Here is a 24161-nt window from a genome sequence, read left to right on the forward strand (position 1 = left end):
ACATGAGCATGGCAGATCCTTCGATCAATAAACTTTTGGATGTAGTTGACAGCCGCTATACGCTTGTTGTCTTGGCGGCGAAGCGTGCGCGGCAGCTTCTCGGCGGCGAGGAACCGAAAGTCGCCGCGAAGTCGACGAAAGATGTGACGATTGCCTTGGAGGAGATTGCTGAGGGGGACATTCTCTATCGGCGCAGCAAAGGCGGCATCAAATAATGATTCTTGAGGGTAAGAAGATTGTTCTGGGCGTCACGGGAGGGATTGCCGCTTATAAGGCGGTGGAAGTTGCGAGCCGTCTGCGAAAAAAAGGGGCAGAGGTTCACGTCGTCATGACGAAGGAAGCCGCCCAATTCGTCATGCCTCTGACCTTCCGAGAGATCACGGGACAGCCGGTATCGCTTGATATGTGGCAGGAGCCTGCGCATTGGAACGTCGAGCATATCGCTCTTGCGCGCCTTGCGGACATCGTCCTCATCGCGCCTGCGACGGCGAACATCATCGCCAAGGCGGCGGCGGGCATTGCCGACGACCTGTTGACGACGACGCTGCTTGCGATGACAGCGCCGATTTTTTTCGCGCCTGCGATGAATCATGCGATGTACGAAAACCCCGTGACGCAGGAAAATATGGCGAAGCTCGAAGCGCGCGGCTGGCATAAGATTGCGCCTGCGACGGGGTATTTGGCATGTGGTGTGACGGGTGTGGGACGCTTGCCTGAACCTGTGGACATTGTGCGTGCGTTGGAGGAAGCGGGAGAGTGCAGCAAGTCGCTTGCCGGCAAAAAGGTGCTCGTGACCGCAGGCGGTACGCTGGAAGCGATCGATCCTGTGCGCTTCATCGGCAATCGCTCAAGCGGCAAGATGGGGTATGCCGTCGCGAAGGAAGCGGCGCGGCGCGGCGCAGACGTCGTGCTTATTGCGGGCGGCGCCGTTGCTCTCGCTGATCCGCATGGCGTGCGCGTTCTGCATACGGAATCGGCGCTTGCCATGCGGGGCGCCGTTCTGCAGGAAGCGGAGGACGCCGATATCGTCATCAAGGCAGCGGCTGTCGCTGACTATCGTCCGAAGGAAGCGGCGGCGCACAAGATCAAGAAGAACGATGCTGAATTGACGCTCATCTTGGAGAAGAATCCCGACATCCTGCTGGAACTCGGCGCGCGGAAAAAGGCGCGGCAGATCCTCGTCGGCTTTGCGGCGGAAACGCAGAACCTCCTCGGTTATGCAAAAGAAAAGCTCAAGAAGAAAAATCTTGATCTCATCGTGGCGAATGATGTGACGTGCCCTGACGCAGGATTCAATACAGAAACGAATCTTGTGAAGATTGTGGCGCGCGACGGCTCCGTTGAGGAGGTCCCCTTGATGAGTAAGCAGGCGGTGGCAGTACATCTTCTTGATCGCATTGAATCCCTACAAAAATAGTTGACAATCGAGAACTTTTCCCTTATAATGGAACCAAATCGAATATCACTCATCAAGAGCAGCGGAGGGACTGGCCCTGTGAAACTGCGGCAACCGTTGACCTATGTCAAAAAGGTGCCAATTCCGATAGGTTTAGCCTATGAGATGGGAGCGAATGAAAGACTCTCTTTTTATAGGAAGAGGGTCTTTTTTGATGGATGATGTATGGTTTGCTGAAAGACGGCGTTTTTGAAGCCGTTGGGCAGGGAAGGTCGCACCCTGCCTTTACTGAATTTGGCTGTGGGCGACAGCAGCGGAATGGAGCATACCATGAGCAAAACGATGTTGTTTACGTCCGAGTCGGTGACGGAAGGTCATCCCGACAAAATGGCAGATCAGATTTCTGACGCCATTCTCGATGCGATTCTTGCGAAAGATCCGATGGGGCGTGTAGCGTGTGAGACTTTAGTGACGACGGGACAGGTCCATGTCGTCGGAGAGATTTCGACCTCGTGCTACATCGACATCCCGCATATCATTCGTCGGACCGTGGAGAAGATCGGCTACACGCGTGCGAAGTACGGTTTTGACGCAGCGACATGCGGCATCCTCGTATCGCTTGACGAGCAGTCCGCCGACATTGCGCTCGGTGTTGACAAGGCTCTTGAGGCGAAGGAGGGAGAGTCTGATGTCGCCGACTCCATCGGCGCAGGCGATCAGGGCATGATGTTTGGTTACGCTGCAAACGAGACGCCCGAGCTTATGCCGCTGCCGATCGCGCTGGCGCATCGTCTGGCGCGTCGCCTTGCAGAAGTGCGTAAGAACGGCGAACTCGGCTACCTGCGCCCCGATGGCAAGACCCAGGTGACGGTGCGCTACGAGGATGGCAAGCCCGTTGCCGTCGATGCCATCGTCATTTCTACGCAGCACGATCCGGAAGTCGATCTGGAAACGATTCGCAAAGATATGATCGAAAAGGTCATCAAGGTCATCGTTCCCGCAGAGCTTCTGACGGCGGATACGAAGTATTTCGTGAATCCGACGGGCAAATTTGTCATCGGCGGACCGCAGGGCGACTCGGGACTCACGGGCCGCAAGATCATCGTTGACACTTACGGCGGCATGGCACGCCACGGCGGCGGCGCTTTCTCGGGCAAGGATCCCACGAAGGTCGATCGTTCCGCTGCCTACGCTGCACGCTATGTGGCGAAGAACATCGTCGCAGCAGGTCTTGCCGAGCGCTGCGAGATCCAGCTCGCCTACGCCATCGGCGTTGCGCGGCCCGTCTCGATCATGGTCGATACCTTTGGCACGAACAAGGTGGATGAGGCTCTGATCGAAAAACTCGTGCGCGAGAACTTCGACCTGCGCCCGGCGTCGATCATCAGCAACCTCAACTTGCGCCGCCCGATCTACGAGCAGACGGCGGCTTACGGTCACTTCGGCCGCACCGATGCCGACCTGCCGTGGGAAAAGACGGACAAGGCGGATGCCTTGAAGAAAGCTGCGGGCATCTGAAAAGAATAGACATACAAAGTGAGACAGCGATGCGGCTGTCTCGCTTTGTCGCGCATCCTAGCTTCCCTTGTAATGAAGATGCTTCTATAGTATACTGATAATAGGAGGTGTTTCCATGAAAAAGATGCTTTTTGCCGCTCTTCTGGCTATGCTTGCAGTGAGTGCGGCTCCCGTTTTTGCGGCTTCGATGTCATCGGCGGAAGATACGGCAGGTGTGCAGCGCTATAATTGCTGCGGCAGCAGATGCTATCGAGACAGCGAGCAGAACGGTCCCTACTGCGACGAGAACGGCTACTGCACTTACGATCGCAGATAAGCTGCAGCCGAAGTTATGGAGCTGCTCTTTGCGCCTACATGAAGAACATCCCCCTCGCGACTCTTTTGAGAGAAGCGAGGGGGATTCTTCATTTCCTCATTTGTCCGAGATAGTGTACGACGAACTGCTGTGCTGTGCGGCCGCTGCGCCCCGAGTGTTCAAGTTCCCAACGGTGCGCGAGGATGCGCAGATCTTCGGGAGTGAGGCGGATGTTTTCTTTTTTAAGATAGTGGGAGATGATCGCCAGATATTGCTCTTGGTCGGGGGAAAGAAATGTGATGATGAGCCCGAAGCGGTCGGAAAGAGAGATCGTTTCGTTCATGCTGTCTTGACGGTAAAGCTCGTCGGCTGCCTGTTCACGGTCGCGCCAGCTTTCTTTGATGAGGTGACGGCGATTGGAAGTCGCGTAGATGAGCACGTTTTTGGGGCGCGCCTCGACGCCGCCTTCGATGGCAGATTTTAAAAATTTATAATCGGTTTCAAACTCTTCGAAGGATAGATCATCGAGGAAGAGAATGAAGTGTTTGGAAGGAAACTTCCGCAGTGCCGCGAGTATGCGAGGCAGCTCGCCGAGCTGTGCTTTCGTAAGCTGTACGAGGCGAAGTCCCTGACGATGGTATTCGTGGACGAGCGCCTTGACGGCAGATGACTTTCCTGTGCCGCGTGCACCGATCAAGAGGACGTTGTTGGCGGGACGATCTTTGAGGAAGGCTTCCGTGTTGTCCGTCAGCTGCTTCTTTTGACGTTCGTAACCGATGATGTCGGTAAGCGGCGGCGCTTCGAAGTGTTGGATGCCTTGAAGTGCGTGCGTCTTTTCGTTCCATGAGAAGGCTTTGCGGCTTGAGATTTCACCGCAGCCGTAGCGTTGATAAAAGGTGAGGAATGCGTTTGCCGTATCTTGCGCCGAAGCTGCATCTTTCATCTGTTCGTGCAGAAAGGCGAGCATCTCGGTCGTGCGTTTTTTCGTCGGCGTGTAGTTGTCGAGAAGGTCGGTCGGCAGCATGGTGCTCGGCAATTCTTGAAAGATGTCAGAGAGGATCTCCATATCGCGCACGAAAGCGTTGTACAGACTTTTGCCGATATTGCCGCCCGACCGCTCCAACGTGCGGGAGAAGGTGTTTTCCGTGTGAGCGAGTACATGGAGGAAATAAGCGCGGAGGACATTTCCTGCAAGGCCGAGTTCTTCGGATTTTTCTATGAGCCCTGCTATAAATCTGTAGGTGTGAGATGTGGCTTCGGGATTTTCCAGAAAGTGCAGAAAATCCCTGATGAGTGCGTCATCTAGGATGGAACGGCAGACGCAGAGTTCTTGCAGGTGAGGTTTGAGCATGGGAATCCTCTTTTCATTAAAGTCTCAGCTTTTCTTTGAGGCGTGTGATTGCCAGCTTCGTGTTTTCGCGCTCTCCGAAGGCCGTGAGTCGGAAATATCCTTCACCGCATGGACCGAATCCTGCGCCTGGTGTACCGACGATGTTTGCTTCCTCAAGAAGTTTGTCGAAGAAGTCCCATGATGAGAGCTCCTGCGGCACCTTGAGCCAGATGTATGGCGCATTTACGCCGCCGTATGCCGTGATGCCGATGCTTTCCAGACCTTCGCGGATGATGTGGGCGTTTTCGAGGTAGTAGGCGATGGTTGCTGCGGTTTCTTTCTTTCCTTCGGGAGTGAAGATGGCTTCTGCACCGCGCTGGATGATGTAGGATGTGCCGTTGTATTTTGTCGTATGGCGTCGATTCCAAAGTGGGTTGAGGCTCTTCTTCGTGCCGTCGGCGCTTCGTCCCTGCACGCTTTTTGGCAGTACGATGTAGCCACAGCGCGTGCCTGTGAAGCCTGCGGTCTTGGAAAAGGAGCGGAATTCGATGGCGACGTCCCTCGCGCCTTCGATTTCAAAGATGGAGCGCGGCAGATCGTCCTCTGTGATAAAGGCTTGATAGGCGGCGTCGAAGAGTATGACGGATTCATTTTCGTGTGCATAAGCGACCCATTTTGTAAGGGCTTCACGCGTCATCGCCATGCCTGTCGGATTGTTTGGTGAGCACAGGTAGATGATGTCAACATGCTCCTTCGGCAGTTCGGGCATGAAGTCGTTTTCCGCCGTGCAGGACAGATAAACGACGCCGTCGAAATGACCGTTTTTTTGCAGTTTGCCTGTGCGTCCCGCCATGACGTTTGTATCAAGATAGACCGGATAGACGGGGTCGGTGATGGCGATTTTTGCCTTTTCGCTGAAGATTTCCTGGATGTTGCCGCAGTCGCTCTTGGCGCCGTCGGAGATAAACACTTCATCGGGCGCAATGCCAAGGTCGTGGAAATTACTTTCGATGATCTTCTTGATGAGAAAGCCGTAGCCTTGTTCGGGACCATAGCCGCGGAATGTCTTGGCATCCGCCATCTCATCCACTGCTTTGTGCATGGCGGCGATGGAAGCGGGCGGCAGGGGCTGCGTCACGTCGCCGATGCCAAGTGATATGACATTGGCAGCAGGGTGTTTTTCTTTGTAATCTGCGACGCGGTGCGCGATTTCGCGGAAGAGATAGCTGCCGGTGAGTTTTTGATAATTTTCGTTGATGTAAGCCATGATGATTCCTCCTGAGACGCTTTTTTGTATAAAGCAGCGTACATTGTGGTTGCCGCTGTCATTGTAGCATATTTTTCAGAGATTCTCATAGGATTTTTTCGCAAACGAAAACGACCGCTCCGATGGGCGCGGTCGTTTTCGTTTGCTACTCTTTTTTCAAGGTGTTTTGACAGAAGTCGATGAAGGCTTGCGCCGCCTTAGAGACGTAGCGATCTTTCTTCCAAGCTAGTCCGACATCGACAAAGACGGGTTTATCAAAGGGCAGGGTGACAATGCCCGGCGCTTCTTCAACGATGAAGTCGAGCAAAAAGGCTATGCCGGCGCCGCTGGCGATCAGTCCCTTGATGGTCTCGATCTGGTTTGATTCAAGCACGATGTCAGGCGTGATGCTTTCTTGTTTGAAAGTGTCGAGCAGGAGCTTTCGAAGGAAGGAGCCGTCTTTTAACATGATGAGACTTACATCTTCAATGTCATGCAGGGAGACGGATTTCTTTTTTGCAAGCGGGTGCTGTACCGGCAGGCAGGCGACGATTTGACTTTTCGCCATGGGGAGCGTCTGCAGACTCGCTGCAGCGTTGGAGAGGATGACGATGCCGAAGTCGAGTTCATCGCGCTCAAGCTGCTCGCGGATGCGCATGGAGCCTTCCTCGTAAAGATAGACGTCGAGGTGCGAATACTTGCGTTGGAAACTTGAAAAAATTTTGGGGAAGAGGTAGGCGCCGATCATGGACGGGATACCGATCTTGATCGTGCCTTTTTGCAGCTGTTTGTAGTCGTTGACTTCAAGAACTGCATCTTGGATATTGCGCAGGGCCAGCTCGATGCGGGTCAAGAACACGGCTCCTTCCGGTGTGAGCGACAGCTGCTTTTGGCTGCGGTCAAAGAGCTGGATGCCGAGTTCCGCTTCAAGCTTTTTGATTGCGACGGTGATGTTGGGCTGTGATACGCGAAGTCTCTCGGCAGCACGCGTGATGTTTTTTAAGCGGCTGGCCATTTGAAAGTATTCGAGCTGTCTTAATTCCATGATTGATCGCCATCCATTCTCCAACGTCCATAAAGGTAAATTATCTTTGTTAATTATATCATACTTCAAAAACATCTATGATACAATAAGAAAAATTTATTTTTTATGATTAAAAACAGATGTATATATTCAAAAATGTTTCTTTACAGTATCTCTCATCTGGTGTAAACTGTAAAGTACAGGTTCAGCGCCTATGAAGGTGCAAAAAAGCGCCGAGGGTTGATGTTTTTCTGTGACTGAACGATTTTTTTGAGATTGCTGTGAGATTCTGCGGTGTTTCACTATAAGAAAGCGCATTGAGGACGGAGAGTTAACGAAAAATAGTGGCAAAGTCCTTGTGGCAGAACGTAAATTTTTTCTGTACTTATGCCGATATATAGTAGGTAATAAGCTGTAATTTGCGCTTTTTTTACATGAAGTCCGGATAGCTGCCGCGTGCCGCTTTAAATGGATTTGCATGTAGGATGAAGGACATCGAAGATGTTCCGCAAAGCTGACGAGGTCGGCTGCAGGCAAGGATGGAAACGCCGCGAATATCATCTGCATCATTTGTGAATGCTGGATGCAAGTGGGCAGACGGCGTTGCAGGAGACGCCCTGCGTCTCTGGCATTAGGGAAGAGGGGGATTTTTTTGGAAAAATCAACGCTAATCGGTCTGGTATCAGGTCTTGTCGCTATCTTCGGCGGCATGATCCTGAAGGGTGCGCCAATCAGTTCCTTGAACAATCCGGCGGCATTCATGATCATCATTCTCGGAACATTTGCCTGTCTTTTCACGGCGTTCCGCATGGATGAGATGAAGATGCTTCCGAAGCTGATCAAGATGACGTTCAAAGCGCCGCCTTCGCATCAGAAGGGAGAGCTGCTGCAGCTCTTTATTGAGCTTTCGCAGATTGCGCGCCGCGAAGGCATCTTGGCTTTGGAAAGCCGCGTCGAGGACATCTCTGATCCGTTTTTCAAGACGGGACTCAGCATGGTCATCGACGGCATGGATCCGGACTTCGTCAGCGATGTGCTCGATGCTGAAATTTCCGTCATGCAGGAACGTCACTCCTTGGGTCGCTTGATGCTCATGCAGGCGGGAACCTACGCGCCTACGCTCGGCGTTCTCGGCGCCGTTGTCGGTCTGATCGCGGCTCTGAGCAATCTGTCAGACGTCAACGTCGTCGGTCACGCCATTGCGGCTGCGTTCGTTGCGACGATCCTCGGTATTTATACGGCGTACGTTCTCTGGCTTCCTTGGGCAAACAAGCTCAAGATCATGTCGGATTCTGAAATCGGTCAGAAGCGCATGATTGTTGAGGGTATCCTGTCCTTGCAGGCAGGTGATTCGCCGACGGCTATTGAGGCGAAGCTCATGGTGTTCATACCGCAGTCGGAGCGCGATCTACTGAAGAAGGAGGCGTAAGGCATGGCGAGAAAGAAGCGGCATGCACCGCATGAAGAAGAAGCGGGCGAGGCTTGGCTGCTGCCTTATTCCGACCTCATGACGCTTCTCCTTGCTACGTTCATCGCCCTCTATGCGATGTCGGCTACGGACTCAGCTAAGATGGCGCAGATGGCACAGGCGTTCAGTGCAGCGTTTAATACGGGCGGTCCGTCGTTCTTCGATCAGATGGGACCGAGTGTGAGCCGACGCGCCGAACGTGTGGCGACGGAGGACAAGGGAAACAGCGCCTACATTCAAGAGGCGAAGTCCTTGGAAGAGGTGAAAAAAGAGCTCGATAACTATATCAATCAGAACGGTCTGCAAGGCGAGCTGAATACGACGATGACGGATGACGGTCTGATGATACGCATCAAGGAAAAGGCGCTCTTCCCATCAGGATCTGCGGAGCTTGTGGGGGAGGCGCAGAAGATCGGACCGGTCGTCGCCGGACTTCTTGCTAAGATTCCCGAGCGCGTTGTGATTTCCGGACATACGGACAATGTGCCGATTGCTACGGCGCGTTATCCGTCGAATTGGGAGCTTAGTTCGCAGCGTGCTTTGAATTTCATGAAGTTCCTCTTTTCGAACAATGCGTCATTGAATCCGGCACGCTTCAGTTCCATTGGTTATAGTGAGTATCGCCCGATTGCTGATAATAAGACGGATGAGGGGCGTTCGCAGAATCGCCGCGTCGAGGTGCTGATCGCCAGAACATATCAGTTCAACCCCGACAGTTCAGCGACGGAAGCGGTGACGGCAAGACCCGAGCTGCCCGACGCCTCATCGGCAGGCGGTGATATGCAGCCTGTCATCACGCCGATACGCCCGACGGCGCCGGGCAACGTGCAGCGGGCGCAGGAGCCTGCTCCGGCACGGCAGGAACAGTAGAATAGTGAGAGGGAAGTCGGCTTTATCTATGTATATAATAAAGTCGGCTTTTTCTATGGAATGACTGATTGCTTGAAAGCATATGGAATCCCTTGCGGCAATCAACCCTTTTGTTTTCGAGGAGATGTGTGTATGCTTCTGGGCTTGGGGACGGATATTATAGAGATCGCGCGTGTGGAAAAAGCGATTCGCCGTGAGGCTTTCCTTGCGCGTGTATTCACGAAGTCGGAACGCGCGTATTGTATGCGGCGCGGCAAAGGCTGTGCAGCGTCGTATGCGGTGCGTTGGGCAGGGAAAGAAGCGGTTTTGAAAGCGTTCGGTACGGGACTGCGGGGAGGCACACTTCTCGACATTGAGATCGTGCCCGATGCGCTCGGTGCGCCGGAGGTTCATCTTTTTGACTATTACGCGGCGCTGGCGAGGGAGCGAGGCGTGAGGCGCATACTGCTTTCTTTGAGCCATGCTAGGGAATATGCCGTTGCACAGTGTATTTTGGAGGGGGAGCAGTATGAAGATCACTTTGGCAAATGAAATGAAAAAGATTGATAAAAGAGCCATCGAGGAGTACGGCGTGCCCGAGATTCTGTTGATGGAGAATGCGGGACGCGAAGTCGCTGCCGCTTTTGAAGAATATTTGGGCGGCGTTGCGGGAAAGCGTCTTTGCATACTTGCAGGAAGCGGCAATAACGGCGGCGATGCTTTTGTTGCTGCGCGCCATTTAATGAATCATGGTGCGCAGCTCAGCATCTTTCTTGTGGGAAATCCGGCGCATTTGACAAAGAGTGCGGCGCTCAATCGTGATATCATCATCAAGATGGGGAGCGTCGTGCATGTGCTTGAAACCGAGAGGGATTGGGACAAACTGCAGGTCACGCTGCGCTTTGTCGACGGTGTCGTTGACGGTATCTTGGGCACAGGGTTTTCCGGTGGATTGCGCGATTCAGCGGCGCGTGTCGTGCGCATGGTCAATAGCCACGGTAAGCCGGTCATATCCATTGATCTGCCGACGGGTATCGAAGCGGATACGGGCTGCGCCGCACCGGAAGCGATACAGGCGGATCTTACTGTGACTTTTGGATTGCCTAAGTTTGGACACATGCTTTGTCCGGGAGAAACCGCGACAGGAAAATTGCTTGTTGATGATATCGGTATACCGAAGGCTCTGCTCGAAGATGAAGAGATTCGTCAGACATATCTCGACGAGCCGACGGTAGCGCCCATTCTTCTGCCGCGCCCACTCGATGCACATAAAGGTTCTTGTGGACGCATCCTTGTTATTGCAGGTTCGCGCGGTATGACGGGAGCAGCAGCGCTTGCCGCTGCTGCTGTTCTGAAAAGCGGTGCAGGAATTTCGGTGCTTGCTCTGCCCGAGAGTTTGCATGAGGTGATGGAGGGTAAGCTGACGGAGGTCATGACAAAGCCCCTTGCTGAAACGGCGGCGGGAGCGATTGACGTTGCTGCGACGAGCGAAGCTTTGGCGTTGGCGGAGGGGTTTGATGCGGTTCTCGTAGGTCCTGGATTGGGCAGGACGCAGGAAACGCAGGCGTTTGTGCAGGATTTCTGCAGCGCTGTTAAAAAGCCCCTGATTCTTGATGCGGATGCCATCTATGCTTTCCGCGGAAGAACAGAGGCGTTTAAGAATTTCGCTTTTGTGCCGATTTTGACGCCGCATCTTGGTGAGATGGCGCACCTTTTGGGACTCAAGGTTGAAGAACTGCGTACGTCGCTTCTTGATATGACGCGTGAAGCAGCGCATGAGTACCATGCTGTTTTTGTCGTCAAGAGTGAATGCACGACGATTGTTTATCCCGATGGACAGGTTTTCATCACTTCGAAAGGCAATGCAGGTATGGCGACGGCAGGTGCGGGAGATGTGCTTGCAGGTACGATTGCCGGTCTTATGAAGCAAACGGCAGCAGGTCTTGCACCTCTTGCCGGTGTTTATATTCACGGGCTTGCCGGTGATTTGGCGGCGGATGAAAAGGGGTATGGACTCATCGCTTCGGATATTTTGGAAAATTTACCGCGAGCCCTGCGAACACTTTGCTGAGAAATGGATGTAGCTTAGGTCTTTTGGGCAAATTCTTTTTTTCAAAAGGATTTCGCTGCGTACAGACAGAATAAATTTTATGACGATGCGATCATTGCATCAACGATGTTGGAATGCTTTTCTAGGGGTTTTGTTTATGCCGTTCCATATTCCCATCCAATTTCAAGGGATCCTGTCAACGATCAGTTTTCTTGATATCCTCGATATTCTGATTGTGGCTCTGATCCTCTACAAACTTTATATGATGCTTCAAGATACGCGCGCCATCACTCTGGTGAAGGGGCTGCTCGTGCTCTCGGGCTTGGCGCTCGTCTGCAACTGGTTGGCATTGCATGTCATTTACTGGATTTTGCAGCAGACGCTGACGCTGCTTTTCGTTGCGCTGCCTATCGTTTTTCAGCCGGAGCTTCGCCGTACGCTTGAACATTTGGGGCAGGGACGTTTTTTCGGCAAGTCGATTTTCCTCGACGACCATGAAGCGCGTTCTCTTGTCAACGAGATCGATAAGGCGGTGATGCTGCTCTCTTCGCGTAAGATTGGCGCATTGCTCGTCTTTGAACGTGATATGGGGCTCAACGATATCAGCGCTACGGGGGTTCAGATTGATGGATTGATTACGGCAGACTTTCTCATGAATGTCTTTATCCCGAATACGCCGCTGCACGACGGTGCTGCTATCATACGCGGCAAACGTCTGATTGCGGCAGGCTGTCTTCTGCCGTTGACGGAAAATCGAACATTGAGCACGGAACTTGGCACGCGTCATCGCGCTGCCATCGGCCTTTCTGAGCAGTGCGATGCCCTCATTATCGTCGTCAGCGAGGAGACCGGGACGGTATCCGCAGCGGAGAATGGCAGGATCGTGCGCCACTTGAGTTCAGAGCATTTGAAGAGCTATCTGCGCCCCATTTTTGTTCCGAAGACGACGGGGTTCAAGGACATGGTTTTGAATTGGAGGAAGGGGAAATGATGACACGCTTGTACGCGGTTTTTCGGCGCAACCTTCCAGCGAAGCTCATTGCTCTCGCCGTTGCCATTGTTCTGTGGCTTTTCGTCATGAACGAGCAAAACCCGCAGATTGAGGGCAGTTTTACCGTTGCCGTCGATCTTCTCAATGCGCCTGAAGGCTATAAGATTACGCAGGGAGAAAAAAGCGTGAAAATTAAGGTGCGTGGCGCCCGCTCCTTTTTTGTTGCGGCGGAACCGGACGGTTTCAAGGCGTATGCCGATCTCGAAGGATTGGGGTCGGGGGAGCATAAGGTCAAGGTAAAGGTCGTTTTGCCGCAGGGATTTGAGCTCGTCGATACACAGCCCGAAACGGTTCCGGTCACGTTGGATAAGATTGTCCGGCGCTCGGTGCGCATCGACCTCATTGTGACGGGATCGGCGGCGTCCGGCTACACTGTGGGCAAGATTTCGCAGACAGCGAACACTACAATCGTCGAAGGACCTGAGTCGCGTGTGGATGAGATTGATCGCGCCATCGGCTATATCGGTCTTTCAGGCAATCGCGATGATTTTGATTTACAGGTACCCCTTACGCCGATCAACAGCGATGGTAAAGCGGTCGAAGACGTGGAGCTTCTTTCGCGTTCGGTGGGTGTGTCCGTACAGCTTGCGCGCGGGCTTTCACGCAAGGTTGTCAGCGTGCGTCCCGTAGTGGATGAAGCGCTGCCGGCAGGCTTTACTTTAGGGCAGGTTCAAGTGGATCCGGCGAAGATTGAGATCGCGGGAGAGGCTGCGGAGATCGCTAAACTGACAAGCATTGATACGGAGAAAATCACTGTTTCCGATATGAAGCAGAGCGGTAAAAAGACCGTGCAGCTTGCCATTCCGGCGGGGGTCGCGATCTCTAATCGTGAGGTGACGGTTACCGTCGAATTGAAGCCGAAGGCAGAAGCGAAGGAAGCGGGCGCACCATGATACGGATCAAAAGCTGCTTTGTGCCCTTGACGGATGAGCGCTCGCTGGAGGAGATCGCGGCCGAGCGCTTAGGCGTTTCATCGGATGCAGTCCTTGAGGTGCAGATTGTGCGAAAGGCTCTTGATGCGCGTCGCTATCATGGCGCACCGCTGGCGTTTATCTATACGCTCGATGCTGCTGTCCGAGGGAATGAAAAAAAGATTTTAGCACGGATGAGGCAGGACCGTCAGATTACGCTTGCTGAGGAAGAGAAGCCATTGAGTTTCGCGCGCTTTGTGCCGCCGCTGAGAAGCGATCCGCCGCCTGTTGTCGTGGGATTTGGCCCTGCGGGCATGTTTGCTGCATGGATGCTCGCGCGTGCTGGTCATGCGCCGCTTGTCATGGAGCGCGGTTATGATGTTGATGCGCGCCATGCGGCGATCAAACGCTTTTGGCAGATGGGTGTGCTTGATGTGCGCTCTAACGTGCAGTTTGGCGAGGGCGGCGCGGGGACATTTTCTGATGGCAAGCTGACGACGCGCAGCGGCGATCCGTTAGTGCGTGAGGTGCTTGACGCCTTTGTCAGGGCGGGGGCGCCGAAGGAGATCAAGTATCTGCACAAGCCGCATGTCGGCACAGATCTTCTGCGCGGCATTGTCAAAAACATACGCGAGGAGATTCTGCGCTTGGGCGGCACGGTTCGCTTTGAGGCTCAAGTGACGGATATCGAGTTGAAAGATGGCGCTTTACAGGCAGTCATCATCAACGGAGAGGAGCGCATAAAGACGCAGGCAGCGTTTTTCGCCATAGGGCACTCGGCGCGTGACACTTACAAGATGCTTCTTTCACGCGGTCTTTTCATGGAGGCGAAGGCGTTTGCCGTGGGCGTGCGCATCGAGCATCCGCAGGACTTCATCGACCACATGCAGTACGGGATGGATGCGGGGAATGTGAAACTTCCTGCGGCGGATTACAGTTTGACTTTTCAAGACAAGGTGCGCGGCAGAGGCGCCTATTCTTTCTGTATGTGTCCGGGCGGGCAGGTCGTTGCAGCGGCGTCCGAACTTTCGCGTGTTGCGACGAATGGCATGAGCTGCTATGCGCGCGGCTCGGGTGTGGCGAACGCCGCTCTTCTCGTGCAGGTCGGTCCGAGGGATTTCGGCGGCGAGGCGCTTGCGGGGCTGGCGTTTCAACGTCGGTGTGAGAGTCTCGCCTTTCGTTTGGCAGGCGGCGATTATCGCGCACCTGTGCAGTCCATCGGCGACTTTCTGGCACATCGGAAGGGTGCGGGCGATTTCCTCGTGCAGCCGACGTATCTGCCCGGTGTACGCATTGCCGATCTGCACGAGTGTTTGCCGCGCTTCGTCACGGATACGCTTGAGGATGCGCTTTGCGCTTTTGAACGGCGTATCCCTGGGTTTGCCGCATCCGATATACCGTTGACAGGCGTCGAGACGCGCTCTTCCGCGCCGTGCCGCATTGTGCGTGAAAAGGAGAGCTTCCTGGCGCATGGGCTTTCGGGTCTATATCCGATCGGTGAGGGTGCGGGCTATGCCGGCGGCATCATGAGCGCTGCTATGGATGGTATGAAGGCTGCGCTTGCTTTTTTGACGCATAAGGATTCTATGAAATAACATTGCCGAAGAGCGAAAAGAATAGGAGAGGATTTCATGGCAAGACTTTTTGGTACGGACGGCGTTCGCGGGGAAGCAAATGCGGCGCTTCGCCCTGAGTTGGCTTATCGCCTTGGCTGGGCGGCGGCACTTTACTTTGGCGAGAAGGTGCAGGAGAATCCCTTGATTATCATCGGCCGCGACACGCGTATTTCGGGCAACCTTTTCGAGTCTGCTTTGGCGACGGGAATATGCTCTGCCGGCGGGCGCGTTGAGATTGTCGGCGTCTGCCCGACGCCCGCCGTTGCCTATCTGGCGAGGACGCACAAGGCGGCTGCTGGCATTGTCATTTCGGCATCGCACAATCCTTTTTATGACAACGGCATCAAGTTCTTCGGCGGTGACGGCTACAAGTTGCCGGATGCTGTAGAGGATGAAATCGAAAAGCTCGTGCGCCGCATAGAAACCGGAGAAAGCCTGCCGCGTGCGACGCGTGAGAACATCGGCAGAATCAAGCGACGTAAGGAATATGTGCGCGAATACATGGATTTCGTGCAGGGGACGGCGGGCATTTCGCTCGATGGTTTGAAGGTCGTGCTTGACTGTGCAAATGGCGCTGCGTACGATTGTATGCCGCGCGTCTTGCGCCGTTTAGGCGCAGATGTGCATGTGATTCATGCGGAGCCGGATGGTGTCAATATCAATGAGGGATGCGGTTCGACGCATCTGGAAGAACTGCAAAAGACGGTGCTCGCAGATGGCGCTGACATCGGCGTTGCGCACGACGGCGACGCGGATCGCTGCCTGTGCGTGGACGAAAAGGGCGAGGTCATTGACGGCGATCATATCCTTGTCATGTGTGCTAAGGATATGATGGAGAAGGGAACGCTCGCAGGGAATACCGTCGTGACAACGGTCATGGCGAATATCGGCTTTCACAAGGCGATTGAAGAAGCAGGCGGGCGTGCGGAAATAACGAAGGTCGGCGACCGCTATGTGCTTGAAAATATGCGCGAGCATGGCTATCGGCTCGGCGGCGAGCAGTCGGGACATATTATCTTTTCCGACTTCAGTACGACGGGCGACGGACTCATCACCGCGCTGCAGGTACTTGTCGCATTGAAGCGCACGGGCCGCAAGGCGTCGGAGCTTTCCGGGCAGATGAAGAGTTATCCGCAGCTCCTCGTCAATGTCGTTGTCGCGACGAAAGAAGGCTGGGAGGAAAACGAGGCAATTGCTTCTGCCATTCGCGCGGGTGAAAAAGAGCTTGGCAGCGATGGGCGCATTCTCGTTCGTCCTTCGGGCACGGAGCCTTTGATTCGCGTGATGGCGGAAGGCGCCGATCAAGCACAGCTCGAAGCGATTTGCCGGCGTATTGCCGATGTCGTTAAAAAGGAGCAGGGATGATGCGCCCTGTCCTCGTATTTGTCAGCTTTGGTGTGGCGGCGCAAGAGGCGCGGGAGAAGAGTCTCGCGCCGCTCGTTTCCGAGCTGGAGATGGCGTTCCCGCGATTTTCGGTTGTTGAAGCCTATACATCTGCATTCATTCGCCGTCGGTTGAAAGCATCAGGCATAGAGATGCCGTCTTTGGAAGAATGCTTGGCAAAGCTGTGCGGCAAGGGGGTACGAGAAGTCTATGTGCAGCCTGCTCTTCTGACGCCGGGCGAAGAGTACGAAAATAAGATTCTCAAAGAAGCGGAGCCATTCTATGCGCGTTTTGCCGTGCTTCGAATCGGCGAGCCGATTTTTTTCCGCTGCGACGGTACGGAAAATGATGACATCGTACGCGGTCTTGCCGCTATCTCGTCCGAGATTGTGACGGCAAAAGACGAAGCGGCGGTTCTCATGGGGCACGGTTCGCCGCACAGACACAATCCGGTCTATGCGCTGCTGCAGCAGAGAGCGGATGAAGAGGGGAAATCTCTCTATATTGGCGTGCTTGAGGAGACGGATACGCCGAATTTCGCCACGGTTTTGGATCGTCTGCGAAAAAGCGGGAAAAAACGCGTACTGCTCGCACCGCTGCTGTTGGCGGGCGGTCGCCATGTCACCGAGGATATGGCGGGAGAAGCGCCCGCTTCGTGGAAAAGTCGCCTGCAGCGCGCAGGCTTTTCCGTGCGTATCGCGATGCAGACGCTTGGAGAAAGAGCGGCATTTCGCCGTCTTTATATAGAAAAGGTACGGCATCTTATAGAGGATAACTGAGAGTTATCTCTTGTATTCGTATAATGTATTTTAAGTTTTTTGAAAATTCATCTATAATAGGAACAAGGAAACGATACACTTCCTTGCAAGACGCACATTTTTCATCTATCCAAAATGAGGTGAGTGTATGTCACAGCCAGTAACAACGAATCCCTTAATCATCATGTTGATCAACATGACCGTCGTATTCATCGTCTTGATCTCGCTGAGTTTCTTGATTCGGCTGATCCATGCCCTTGACCCGACGAAAAAGAAGGAAGAAGCGCAGGTCGTGCCCGTCGCAGCACCGATGCCGGCGCCGAGCGTCGCTCCTGAGCCGCAGCCCGAGGGTCTGTCGGCAGAAGTCGTCGCGGCGATTACGGCAGCCGTTACGCTTTGTGGTTTTTCCGGCGGGGCGATTCGTACGATTCGTCCGTTGGCGCGTGACGGTTGGAAAAATTCCGGACGTACGCTGCGCTAGGACATCGGATGCAAAGGAGGCAAAATCATGGAATTCCTCAATGCTTTTATCGTATCCCTGCAGGCCGTCTGGTTGGGGTCGGGCTTTTCGCATTTCACGATGGGCAACGCCATCATGATCCTCGTCGGTCTTGTGCTTCTGTATTTGGCATTCGCCAAGGAGTTTGAACCTCTGCTGTTGGGACCCATCGCTTTTGGCTGTATCTTAGCGAACTTTCCGGAGACGGGTTTCTTCGGTGAAGAGATGAACGTCATGAAAGCGATCAACTTCGGTATCACCTATGAGATCTTTCCGCCGCTGATCTTTCTCGGCATTGGAGCCATGACGGATTTCGGCCCGTTGATCGCCAATCCCAATACGCTCCTTCTTGGGGCGGCGGCACAGATCGGCGTATTCGTTGCTCTTGGACTTGCGATGGTCTGTGGCTTCTCCATTGAAGAGTCTGCTGCCATCGGCATTATCGGCGGCGCCGATGGACCGACGTCCATCTATTTGGCATCGAAACTTGCACCGAATCTTTTGGGAGCGATCGCCGTCGCAGCATACTCCTACATGTCGCTTGTACCGCTCATTCAACCGCCCATTATGAAACTCTTTACGACAAAGCGGGAGCGCGAGGTCGTCATGGAGCAGCTGCGTGAAGTTTCGAAGTTTGAGAAGGTGCTTTTCCCGCTGGTTGCGACCATCTTTATCAGCTTGCTTTTGCCATCGATTGCGGCGCTTCTCGGCATGCTCATGCTCGGCAATCTCTTCCGTGAATCGGGCGTCACCGACCGCCTTTCGGATACGGCGCAAAATTCTCTGTGCAACATCATCACGATCTTTCTCGCTACAGGTACCGGTATGACGATGTCGGCGGAGCATTTCCTCACAAGGGATACGCTTCTGATCATCATGCTCGGTCTTATCGCTTTCATCGGCGGTACGGCGGGCGGCGTCATTTTCGGCAAAATTATGTACGTCGTCTCGGGGCACAAGGTCAATCCGCTGATCGGTTCTGCCGGCGTCTCCGCTGTGCCGATGGCGGCGCGCGTCAGCCAAGTCGTCGGTGCAAAGGCGAAGCCCGGCAACTTCCTCCTCATGCACGCTATGGGACCGAACGTCGCCGGTGTCATAGGCACCGCCGTAGCCGCCGGCACGATGCTCGCGATGCTCGGACGGTAAAGAGGGAAGATCTGGAAAAGTTCATCTTGTTTTTGAAGCGGCAGGCGTTTGGAATCCTGCCGCTTTTGTCTGGGATAAAGGAAAACGCCGCTGGAATTTTTCAGCGGCGTTTTTGTGTCCTCGTTTAGTTTGTCTCAATTCCCTTGACCTTCTCGCGAATCTCGTCGAGCTGCTCCTTGCTCGGTACGTTCGCGACGCGGATCATGTCGAGGCAGATGTTGCAACCGGCGGCCTTGAGCTCATCTTCGACGAGCTTGATGCTCTGACCGCCCCAGCCGTAAGAGCCAAAAGCGAAAGCTTCGCGTCCCTTCGGCGCGAGTCCCTTGAGGTAGCAGAGGAAGCCCGCGATGGTCGGCATCATCTGATTGTTGATGGTCGGCGAGCCGACGGCGAGGTAGCGGCTCGTCAGGACATCGACGACGATGTCGGACATATGCGTTTTCTTGATGTCGTAGTACTGCGTGGGAATGCCTTTTTCGGCAAAAGCTTCAGCGATGGTGCGCGCCATTTTTTCCGTCGAGTGCCACATGGAGTCGAATACGACGACGGCTTTCTCTTCCAACTCGCCCGCGCTCCACTTCTGATAGGCGGCAAGGATGTCGGGGATATGGGAGCGCCAGAGGCGGCCGTGCCCTGTGGCGATCATCTCGATGTCGATTCCTGCGAGCGCTTTCAAGGCTGTCTGCGCCTGTCGACCGTAGAGCATGAGGATGTTTGCATAGTACTTTTTCGCCTCTTCCATGAGGATGGCGAAGTCCACTTCATCGTCGAAGAGCTTGGAGGCGGCGAGATGCTGACCGAAGGCGTCGTTCGAGAAGAGGATCTTTTCCTCAGGGCAGTAGGTGACCATGCTGTCGGGCCAATGGAGCATAGGCGTTGGCACGAACTTGAGCGTGCGTTTGCCGAGGTTCAGTACATCGCCCGCCTTGACGCCGTGATAGGGAAGATCTCCGTAGTGGGCGGTCAGCCCCTTGAAGCCGTTTGGGTCGCTCGTGTAGATTTCCGCTTTGGGGCAGAGCTTCATCATCGCGGGGATGGAGCCCGAGTGGTCAGGCTCGACATGGTTCGAGACGATGACGTCGATCTTGGCGGGGTCGATGACGGAGGCGATGCGCGAGATGAGTTCATCGCGGAACGGTTCCTTCACCGTGTCGATCAGCGTGATTTTCTCGTCGAGAATGAGGTAGGCGTTGTAGCTCGAACCGCGTCCTGTCTCGTAGCCGTGAAAACTGCGCATCGACCAGTCGATGGCGCCGACCCAATAGATGCCTTTCTTGATTTCGATTGCCTGCATGTTGATAGTACCGCCTTTCTTTTGGAACGGAGCATATCCGTGTATTTTGAATCTATAATCTATATTCTATATCGGAAGAGCGATAAATACAATATATTCTCCATAATATATTGTCATCGCGCCCCAAAACCTACTGCGCAGGCAACTGGTCGGCTTCCTGTTTCGCTTGCTGCCAAGCGCGGTTGACCGTCTGGGCGATGAGCTGCTTGCCCAGCACATCTTCATGAAGCCCGTCGAGAGCCAATTCCGTCGGCAGTAGCGGCTGAGCGGAGAATGATGCTGCTACGTCAATGTGCACCTCGGTGCGCAGGAAAGTGTTGACGAGGGAAAACTGCGTCTGCCAGTCATCCGCCGTAGGTTCATCAAAAGCACGCGCGATGTTCTCGGGATTGATCGGCGGTAATGTGAGAAATATGGGGCGGATGTCGTTCGCGAGACAGCGTTTTTTGAGTTCATCGAGGGCAGCGATGACTTCGACGGCGCTGACACCGGCGCGCAGGCTGTTTGTACCGTTCATGATGAGGAGATAGCGTGGGTGAAAGGGCAGGACGTCTGCTTCGAAGCGATCGAGCATCGTCTCGCTCGTGTCGCCGCTCATTGAGAGGTTGATCGCGGGAAAATCAAGGTAGGAGAGCCAGCTGAATTCGTGGTCGGCAGGACCGTAGGAGATGTGACCGCCGCCGTGACTGATGCTGTCGCCGAAGACCGCGATTTCCCAGCCGTCTTCGGGATCGTTGCGAAACTTCAGCACGGGAGACCAGTCGCTTGCGGGTTCGCCCGTCTCGTCGAGCGAGCGCACGCGCCAATAGAAAAATCCTGAGCCGCTGCGGGGCTTCTGGTCGTAGATTTCAGAAAGTCGCGTCGTCATTGTGTCGAGCGGTTCGGCGTCGGGATTTTCCGTTGGCTCTTCTGCGTAGAGTGCGACCTCGAAGGCATGCGCACGATAGGGGCGCACCCAGTGATAGACAGGATAGAGGAGCGGCGCCGTGAACTCGGATGAAGCGATGGGCAGCGGTACGGTCATGATGTTCGGCGTGGCGGCAGCGCTCGTATAGAGCGGCATGAGTGCGCTGAAAAGCGATACAGGCGTGCCGTCGAAGTCGAGGGCGCGTACGCGCCAGTAGAGAGGCGCACGTCCTAAAAGGTCGGCGGCGAAGAGAAAGAGCGGCGGGTTGTAGCTGCTCGCATAAACATCCTTAGAGCGCCATGCAGCTTCGGAAGAAGATGTATCGGGATAACAGTCGGTGGGCGGTTCGCGGAAAAATTCGATTTCGTAATGTGTGGCGTTGACGTTTTTCTCCCAGTTGAGAATGGGGGAAAAGGATAGGGGATGCAGTGTGGAAGTTTCCGTGATGGCGCGAAGCGGCGTCTTGGCATAGAGCGCTTCGTCTCCTTCTGAGATCGTCAAGGAGAGGAATAGGGGAAGGGATAGGACGGGCAGAAGGATTTTCAAGCGGCGAAGGTGGTGCAAGCGATTCAACTCCCAGAGCGCATGTGTTTACTGTAATAATTCCCATTATATAGAGATTTAGAAATGCAGTCAATCCATCGACGATTTTCTCCTATTTTTCCGAATTGTTCCTCATGCTGTTTATTTACAACAGGCATAGTTCGGTGTATAATAGGTCGTAGCGGGTATTACCCACATTTATGTGTTTTGTATCTTTTTATAAAGAGGGGAGCAATTCAAAACATGAGCAAAAAAATGAAGACTATGGACGGCAACACGGCTGCAGGATATATTTCCTACGCATTCACCGATGTTGCTGCCATCTACCCGATCACGCCGTCCTCGCCGATGGCGGAGCATGTGGATGCTCTGGCAGCGAAGGGTACGAAGAACATCTTCGGTCAGAAGGTGCGCGTCATTGAGATGCAGTCCGAGGCAGGTGCGGCAGGTGCTGTGCACGGCTCTTTGCAGGCAGGCGCTCTGACGACAACGTACACGGCTTCGCAGGGCTTCCTTCTGATGATCCCGAACCTTTACAAGATCGCCGGCGAACTTCTTCCCGGTGTGTTCCATGTGAGCGCCCGTGCTCTGGCGACTTCATCCCTCAATATTTTCGGCGATCAGCGCGATGTCATGGCAGCGCGTCAGACGGGCTGTGCGATGCTGTGTGAGGCGAGTGTGCAGGAAGTCATGGATCTTGCCGCTGTCGCGCATCTTGTCGCCATCAAGGGACGCGTGCCGTTCATCAACTTCTTCGACGGTTTCCGTACGTCGCATGAGATTCAGAAGATCGAGGTCATTGACTTCGCCGATCTCGCGAAGCTCGTCGACCAGGACGCTCTGAAGGAGTTCCGTGCGCGTGCGCTGAATCCGAACCATCCGGTCGTTCGCGGCACGGCGCAGAATCCGGATATCTACTTCCAGTCGCAGGAAGCCGCTAACAAGTACTACGAGGCATTGCCTGAACTCGTTGAAGAAGCGATGGCGGATCTTGCGAAGATCACAGGGCGCGAGCATCATCTCTTCGATTATCATGGTGCGAAGGATGCCGAGCGTGTCATCATCGCTATGGGTTCCATCTGTCAGACGGCCGGCGAAGCTGTGGATTACCTCAACTCCAAGGGCGAAAAGGTCGGCCTGCTTTCCGTACATCTCTATCGTCCGTTCTCGCTTGAACATTTCTTCAAGTATCTGCCGAAGACGATCAAGAAGATCGCCGTCCTCGACCGCACGAAGGAGCCGGGCGCTGTCGGCGAGCCGCTCTACCTCGACGTCAAGGCTGCATTCTACAACTCCGATATGAATCCCGTCATCGTCGGCGGTCGCTATGGTCTCGGCGGTAAGGACACGACGCCTGACCATGTCCTCTCGGTCTACGAGGAACTCAAGAAGGACGATCCGAAGCATGGCTTCACAATCGCCATCGACGATGATGTGACGCATACGTCGCTTGCAGAGTATCCCGAGGATGTCGATCTCACGCCGGAAGGCACGACGGCCTGCAAATTCTGGGGTCTTGGCTCTGACGGCACGGTCGGTGCGAATAAAAGCGCCATCAAGATCATCGGCGACAAGACTGACATGTACGCGCAGGCGTATTTCGCTTACGACTCGAAGAAGTCGGGCGGCATCACGATGTCGCATCTGCGCTTCGGCAAGTCTCCGATCAATTCGCCGTATCTCATTCACAATGCGAACTTCATTTCGTGCTCGCAGCAGTCTTATGTGACGAAGTACGATCTTCTTGCGGGTCTTAAACGCGGCGGCAAGTTCCTGCTCAATACGGTCTGGAGCGAGGAAGATCTCTCGAAGCATCTGCCTGCCTACATGAAGCGCTACATCGCGAAGAACGACATCGAGTTCTATACGGTCAATGCGGTGGAGATCGCCAAGGAGCTCGGGCTCGGCGGTCGCTTCAACATGGTCATGCAGTCTGCGTTCTTTAAGCTTGCAAACATCATTCCGATCGAGACGGCCGTCAAGTACCTCAAGGATGCCGTCGTCGCATCTTACGGCAGCAAGGGTCAGAATATCGTCGATATGAATAACGGCGCGATCGACAAGGGCATCGAGGCTCTGCACCGCGTCAATGTTCCGGCGGACTGGGCGAATGCTGAGGACGAGAAGGAAGAGGCGCATGAGATTCCGGCGTTCATCACGGACATTCAGAACATCATGAACCGCCAGGAAGGCGACCGTCTCAAGGTTTCGCAGTTTGCCGAGGAAATGGTCGACGGCACGTTCCCCGTCGGCGGCGCGGCTTACGAGAAGCGCGGCACGGCGATCAACGTACCCGTCTGGAATACGGAGAAGTGCATCGGCTGCAATCAGTGCTCCTATGTCTGCCCCCATGCGACGATTCGTCCGGTGCTTACGACGGATGCCGAGAAGGATGCGGCTCCTGCTGGATTCCCCTCGAAGAAGGTCAGGACGGTCAAGGATTACAACTTCACGATCGCCGTCTCCACGATGGACTGCCTCGGCTGCGGCAACTGTGCGCAGGTCTGCCCGGCAAAGGCGCTCGACATGAAGCCGCTTGACGACAATCTCAAGGCGCAGCAGGTCTACTTCGACTATGCGGTGGATACGAAGAAGGTTGCGACGAAGAAGAATCCGATGAAGAAGGATACGGTCATCGGCTCGCAGTTCGAAAAGCCGCTGCTCGAATTCTCGGGCGCCTGCGCAGGCTGCGGCGAGACACCGTATGCGAAGCTCATCACGCAGCTTTTCGGCGACCGCATGATGATCTCGAATGCGACGGGCTGCTCGTCGATTTGGGGCGGCAGCGCACCGGCGATGCCGTATACGACGAACGAAAAGGGCTATGGTCCGGCTTGGGCGAACTCCCTCTTCGAAGACAACGCAGAGTTCGGTCTC

Annotated in this window: 21 protein-coding genes and 1 riboswitch; of the genes, 16 read left to right on the plus strand and 5 right to left on the minus strand. The window is 54.5% G+C overall.

Annotated features, from left to right (window positions below; genetic code table 11):
- The first annotated feature begins 2 nt into the window (after positions 1-2).
- The 4 genes from rpoZ to ACO5Z0_RS08865 all read left to right on the plus strand — a co-directional run bounded on the left by rpoZ (position 3) and on the right by ACO5Z0_RS08865 (position 3230).
- Positions 3-215 (plus strand): DNA-directed RNA polymerase subunit omega, encoded by a 213-nt coding sequence (gene rpoZ, locus ACO5Z0_RS08850; RefSeq protein ID WP_442672648.1) that lies wholly within the window; start codon positions 3-5, stop codon positions 213-215.
- Positions 215-1417: a bifunctional phosphopantothenoylcysteine decarboxylase/phosphopantothenate--cysteine ligase CoaBC gene (gene coaBC, locus ACO5Z0_RS08855; protein ID WP_485649995.1), complete on the plus strand. Its 1203-nt coding sequence runs from the start codon at positions 215-217 to the stop codon at positions 1415-1417. Before rpoZ ends, coaBC begins: the two co-directional genes overlap by 1 nt.
- 46 nt (positions 1418-1463) lie before the next feature.
- A riboswitch (SAM riboswitch) is annotated at positions 1464-1568 on the plus strand.
- Between the two features lie 158 nt (positions 1569-1726).
- Positions 1727-2914, plus strand: coding sequence for a methionine adenosyltransferase (gene metK, locus ACO5Z0_RS08860; RefSeq protein ID WP_442675952.1), 1188 nt, complete (start codon positions 1727-1729; stop codon positions 2912-2914).
- Between the two features lie 115 nt (positions 2915-3029).
- The gene (locus ACO5Z0_RS08865; protein ID WP_485649996.1) at positions 3030-3230 is read left to right on the plus strand and encodes a conotoxin LiCr95; all 201 of its coding nucleotides are present in this window, start codon (positions 3030-3032) and stop codon (positions 3228-3230) included.
- 88 nt (positions 3231-3318) lie between these two features.
- On the opposite strand, the gene ACO5Z0_RS08870 is transcribed toward ACO5Z0_RS08865, so the two are convergent.
- From ACO5Z0_RS08870 to ACO5Z0_RS08880, 3 genes are all read right to left on the minus strand, one after another.
- Positions 3319-4560, minus strand: a complete 1242-nt coding sequence (locus tag ACO5Z0_RS08870; RefSeq protein WP_485649997.1) for an ATP-binding protein — start codon at positions 4558-4560, stop codon at positions 3319-3321.
- Positions 4561-4576: 16 nt separating this feature from the next.
- Positions 4577-5806 (minus strand): LL-diaminopimelate aminotransferase, encoded by a 1230-nt coding sequence (locus ACO5Z0_RS08875; protein WP_485649998.1) that lies wholly within the window; start codon positions 5804-5806, stop codon positions 4577-4579.
- A 145-nt stretch (positions 5807-5951) separates the two neighbouring features.
- Positions 5952-6830: a LysR family transcriptional regulator gene (locus ACO5Z0_RS08880; protein ID WP_485649999.1), complete on the minus strand. Its 879-nt coding sequence runs from the start codon at positions 6828-6830 to the stop codon at positions 5952-5954.
- 631 nt (positions 6831-7461) lie between these two features.
- Here ACO5Z0_RS08880 and motA point away from each other — a divergent pair.
- The 11 genes from motA (at position 7462) to ACO5Z0_RS08935 (ending at position 18540) form a co-directional block, all read left to right on the plus strand.
- Complete coding sequence (gene motA / locus ACO5Z0_RS08885; RefSeq protein ID WP_485650000.1) at positions 7462-8238, plus strand: flagellar motor stator protein MotA; 777 nt, start codon at positions 7462-7464, stop codon at positions 8236-8238.
- Between the two features lie 3 nt (positions 8239-8241).
- On the plus strand, positions 8242-9147 hold the full coding sequence (locus ACO5Z0_RS08890; protein ID WP_442675957.1) for a flagellar motor protein MotB: 906 nt from the start codon (positions 8242-8244) through the stop codon (positions 9145-9147).
- Between the two features lie 132 nt (positions 9148-9279).
- Positions 9280-9678, plus strand: a complete 399-nt coding sequence (gene acpS / locus ACO5Z0_RS08895) for a holo-ACP synthase (RefSeq protein WP_485650001.1) — start codon at positions 9280-9282, stop codon at positions 9676-9678.
- On the plus strand, positions 9656-11197 hold the full coding sequence (locus ACO5Z0_RS08900; RefSeq protein WP_485650002.1) for an NAD(P)H-hydrate dehydratase: 1542 nt from the start codon (positions 9656-9658) through the stop codon (positions 11195-11197). The genes acpS and ACO5Z0_RS08900 overlap by 23 nt, the downstream gene beginning before the upstream one ends.
- A gap of 136 nt (positions 11198-11333) precedes the next feature.
- Positions 11334-12167 (plus strand): diadenylate cyclase CdaA, encoded by an 834-nt coding sequence (gene cdaA / locus ACO5Z0_RS08905; protein WP_442672613.1) that lies wholly within the window; start codon positions 11334-11336, stop codon positions 12165-12167.
- Positions 12164-13120, plus strand: coding sequence for a CdaR family protein (locus tag ACO5Z0_RS08910; protein WP_485650003.1), 957 nt, complete (start codon positions 12164-12166; stop codon positions 13118-13120). The genes cdaA and ACO5Z0_RS08910 overlap by 4 nt, the downstream gene beginning before the upstream one ends.
- Positions 13117-14733: an NAD(P)/FAD-dependent oxidoreductase gene (locus tag ACO5Z0_RS08915; RefSeq protein WP_485650004.1), complete on the plus strand. Its 1617-nt coding sequence runs from the start codon at positions 13117-13119 to the stop codon at positions 14731-14733. The genes ACO5Z0_RS08910 and ACO5Z0_RS08915 overlap by 4 nt, the downstream gene beginning before the upstream one ends.
- 36 nt (positions 14734-14769) lie before the next feature.
- Positions 14770-16119 carry a phosphoglucosamine mutase gene (gene glmM / locus ACO5Z0_RS08920; RefSeq protein ID WP_485650005.1) on the plus strand — a complete coding sequence of 450 codons (1350 nt, stop codon included), beginning with the start codon at positions 14770-14772 and terminating at the stop codon, positions 16117-16119.
- Positions 16116-16916, plus strand: a complete 801-nt coding sequence (locus ACO5Z0_RS08925) for a sirohydrochlorin cobaltochelatase (protein WP_485650006.1) — start codon at positions 16116-16118, stop codon at positions 16914-16916. Before glmM ends, ACO5Z0_RS08925 begins: the two co-directional genes overlap by 4 nt.
- Before the next feature lie 127 nt (positions 16917-17043).
- Positions 17044-17376 (plus strand): OadG family protein, encoded by a 333-nt coding sequence (locus tag ACO5Z0_RS08930; protein WP_442675963.1) that lies wholly within the window; start codon positions 17044-17046, stop codon positions 17374-17376.
- A gap of 27 nt (positions 17377-17403) precedes the next feature.
- Positions 17404-18540, plus strand: a complete 1137-nt coding sequence (locus ACO5Z0_RS08935; protein WP_442672619.1) for a sodium ion-translocating decarboxylase subunit beta — start codon at positions 17404-17406, stop codon at positions 18538-18540.
- A gap of 124 nt (positions 18541-18664) precedes the next feature.
- Here the strand turns inward: ACO5Z0_RS08935 and ACO5Z0_RS08940 are convergent, their stop codons facing one another.
- Together ACO5Z0_RS08940 and ACO5Z0_RS08945 are read right to left on the minus strand one after the other, a co-directional pair.
- Positions 18665-19834: an FprA family A-type flavoprotein gene (locus tag ACO5Z0_RS08940; RefSeq protein ID WP_485650007.1), complete on the minus strand. Its 1170-nt coding sequence runs from the start codon at positions 19832-19834 to the stop codon at positions 18665-18667.
- A 130-nt stretch (positions 19835-19964) separates the two neighbouring features.
- Positions 19965-21305 carry an SGNH/GDSL hydrolase family protein gene (locus tag ACO5Z0_RS08945; RefSeq protein WP_485650008.1) on the minus strand — a complete coding sequence of 447 codons (1341 nt, stop codon included), beginning with the start codon at positions 21303-21305 and terminating at the stop codon, positions 19965-19967.
- A 222-nt stretch (positions 21306-21527) separates the two neighbouring features.
- Here ACO5Z0_RS08945 and nifJ point away from each other — a divergent pair.
- A partial coding sequence (gene nifJ, locus ACO5Z0_RS08950; RefSeq protein ID WP_485650009.1) for a pyruvate:ferredoxin (flavodoxin) oxidoreductase occupies positions 21528-24161 on the plus strand: 2634 nt, incomplete at its 3' end.

It is taken from the genome of Selenomonas sp., assembly GCF_057272215.1.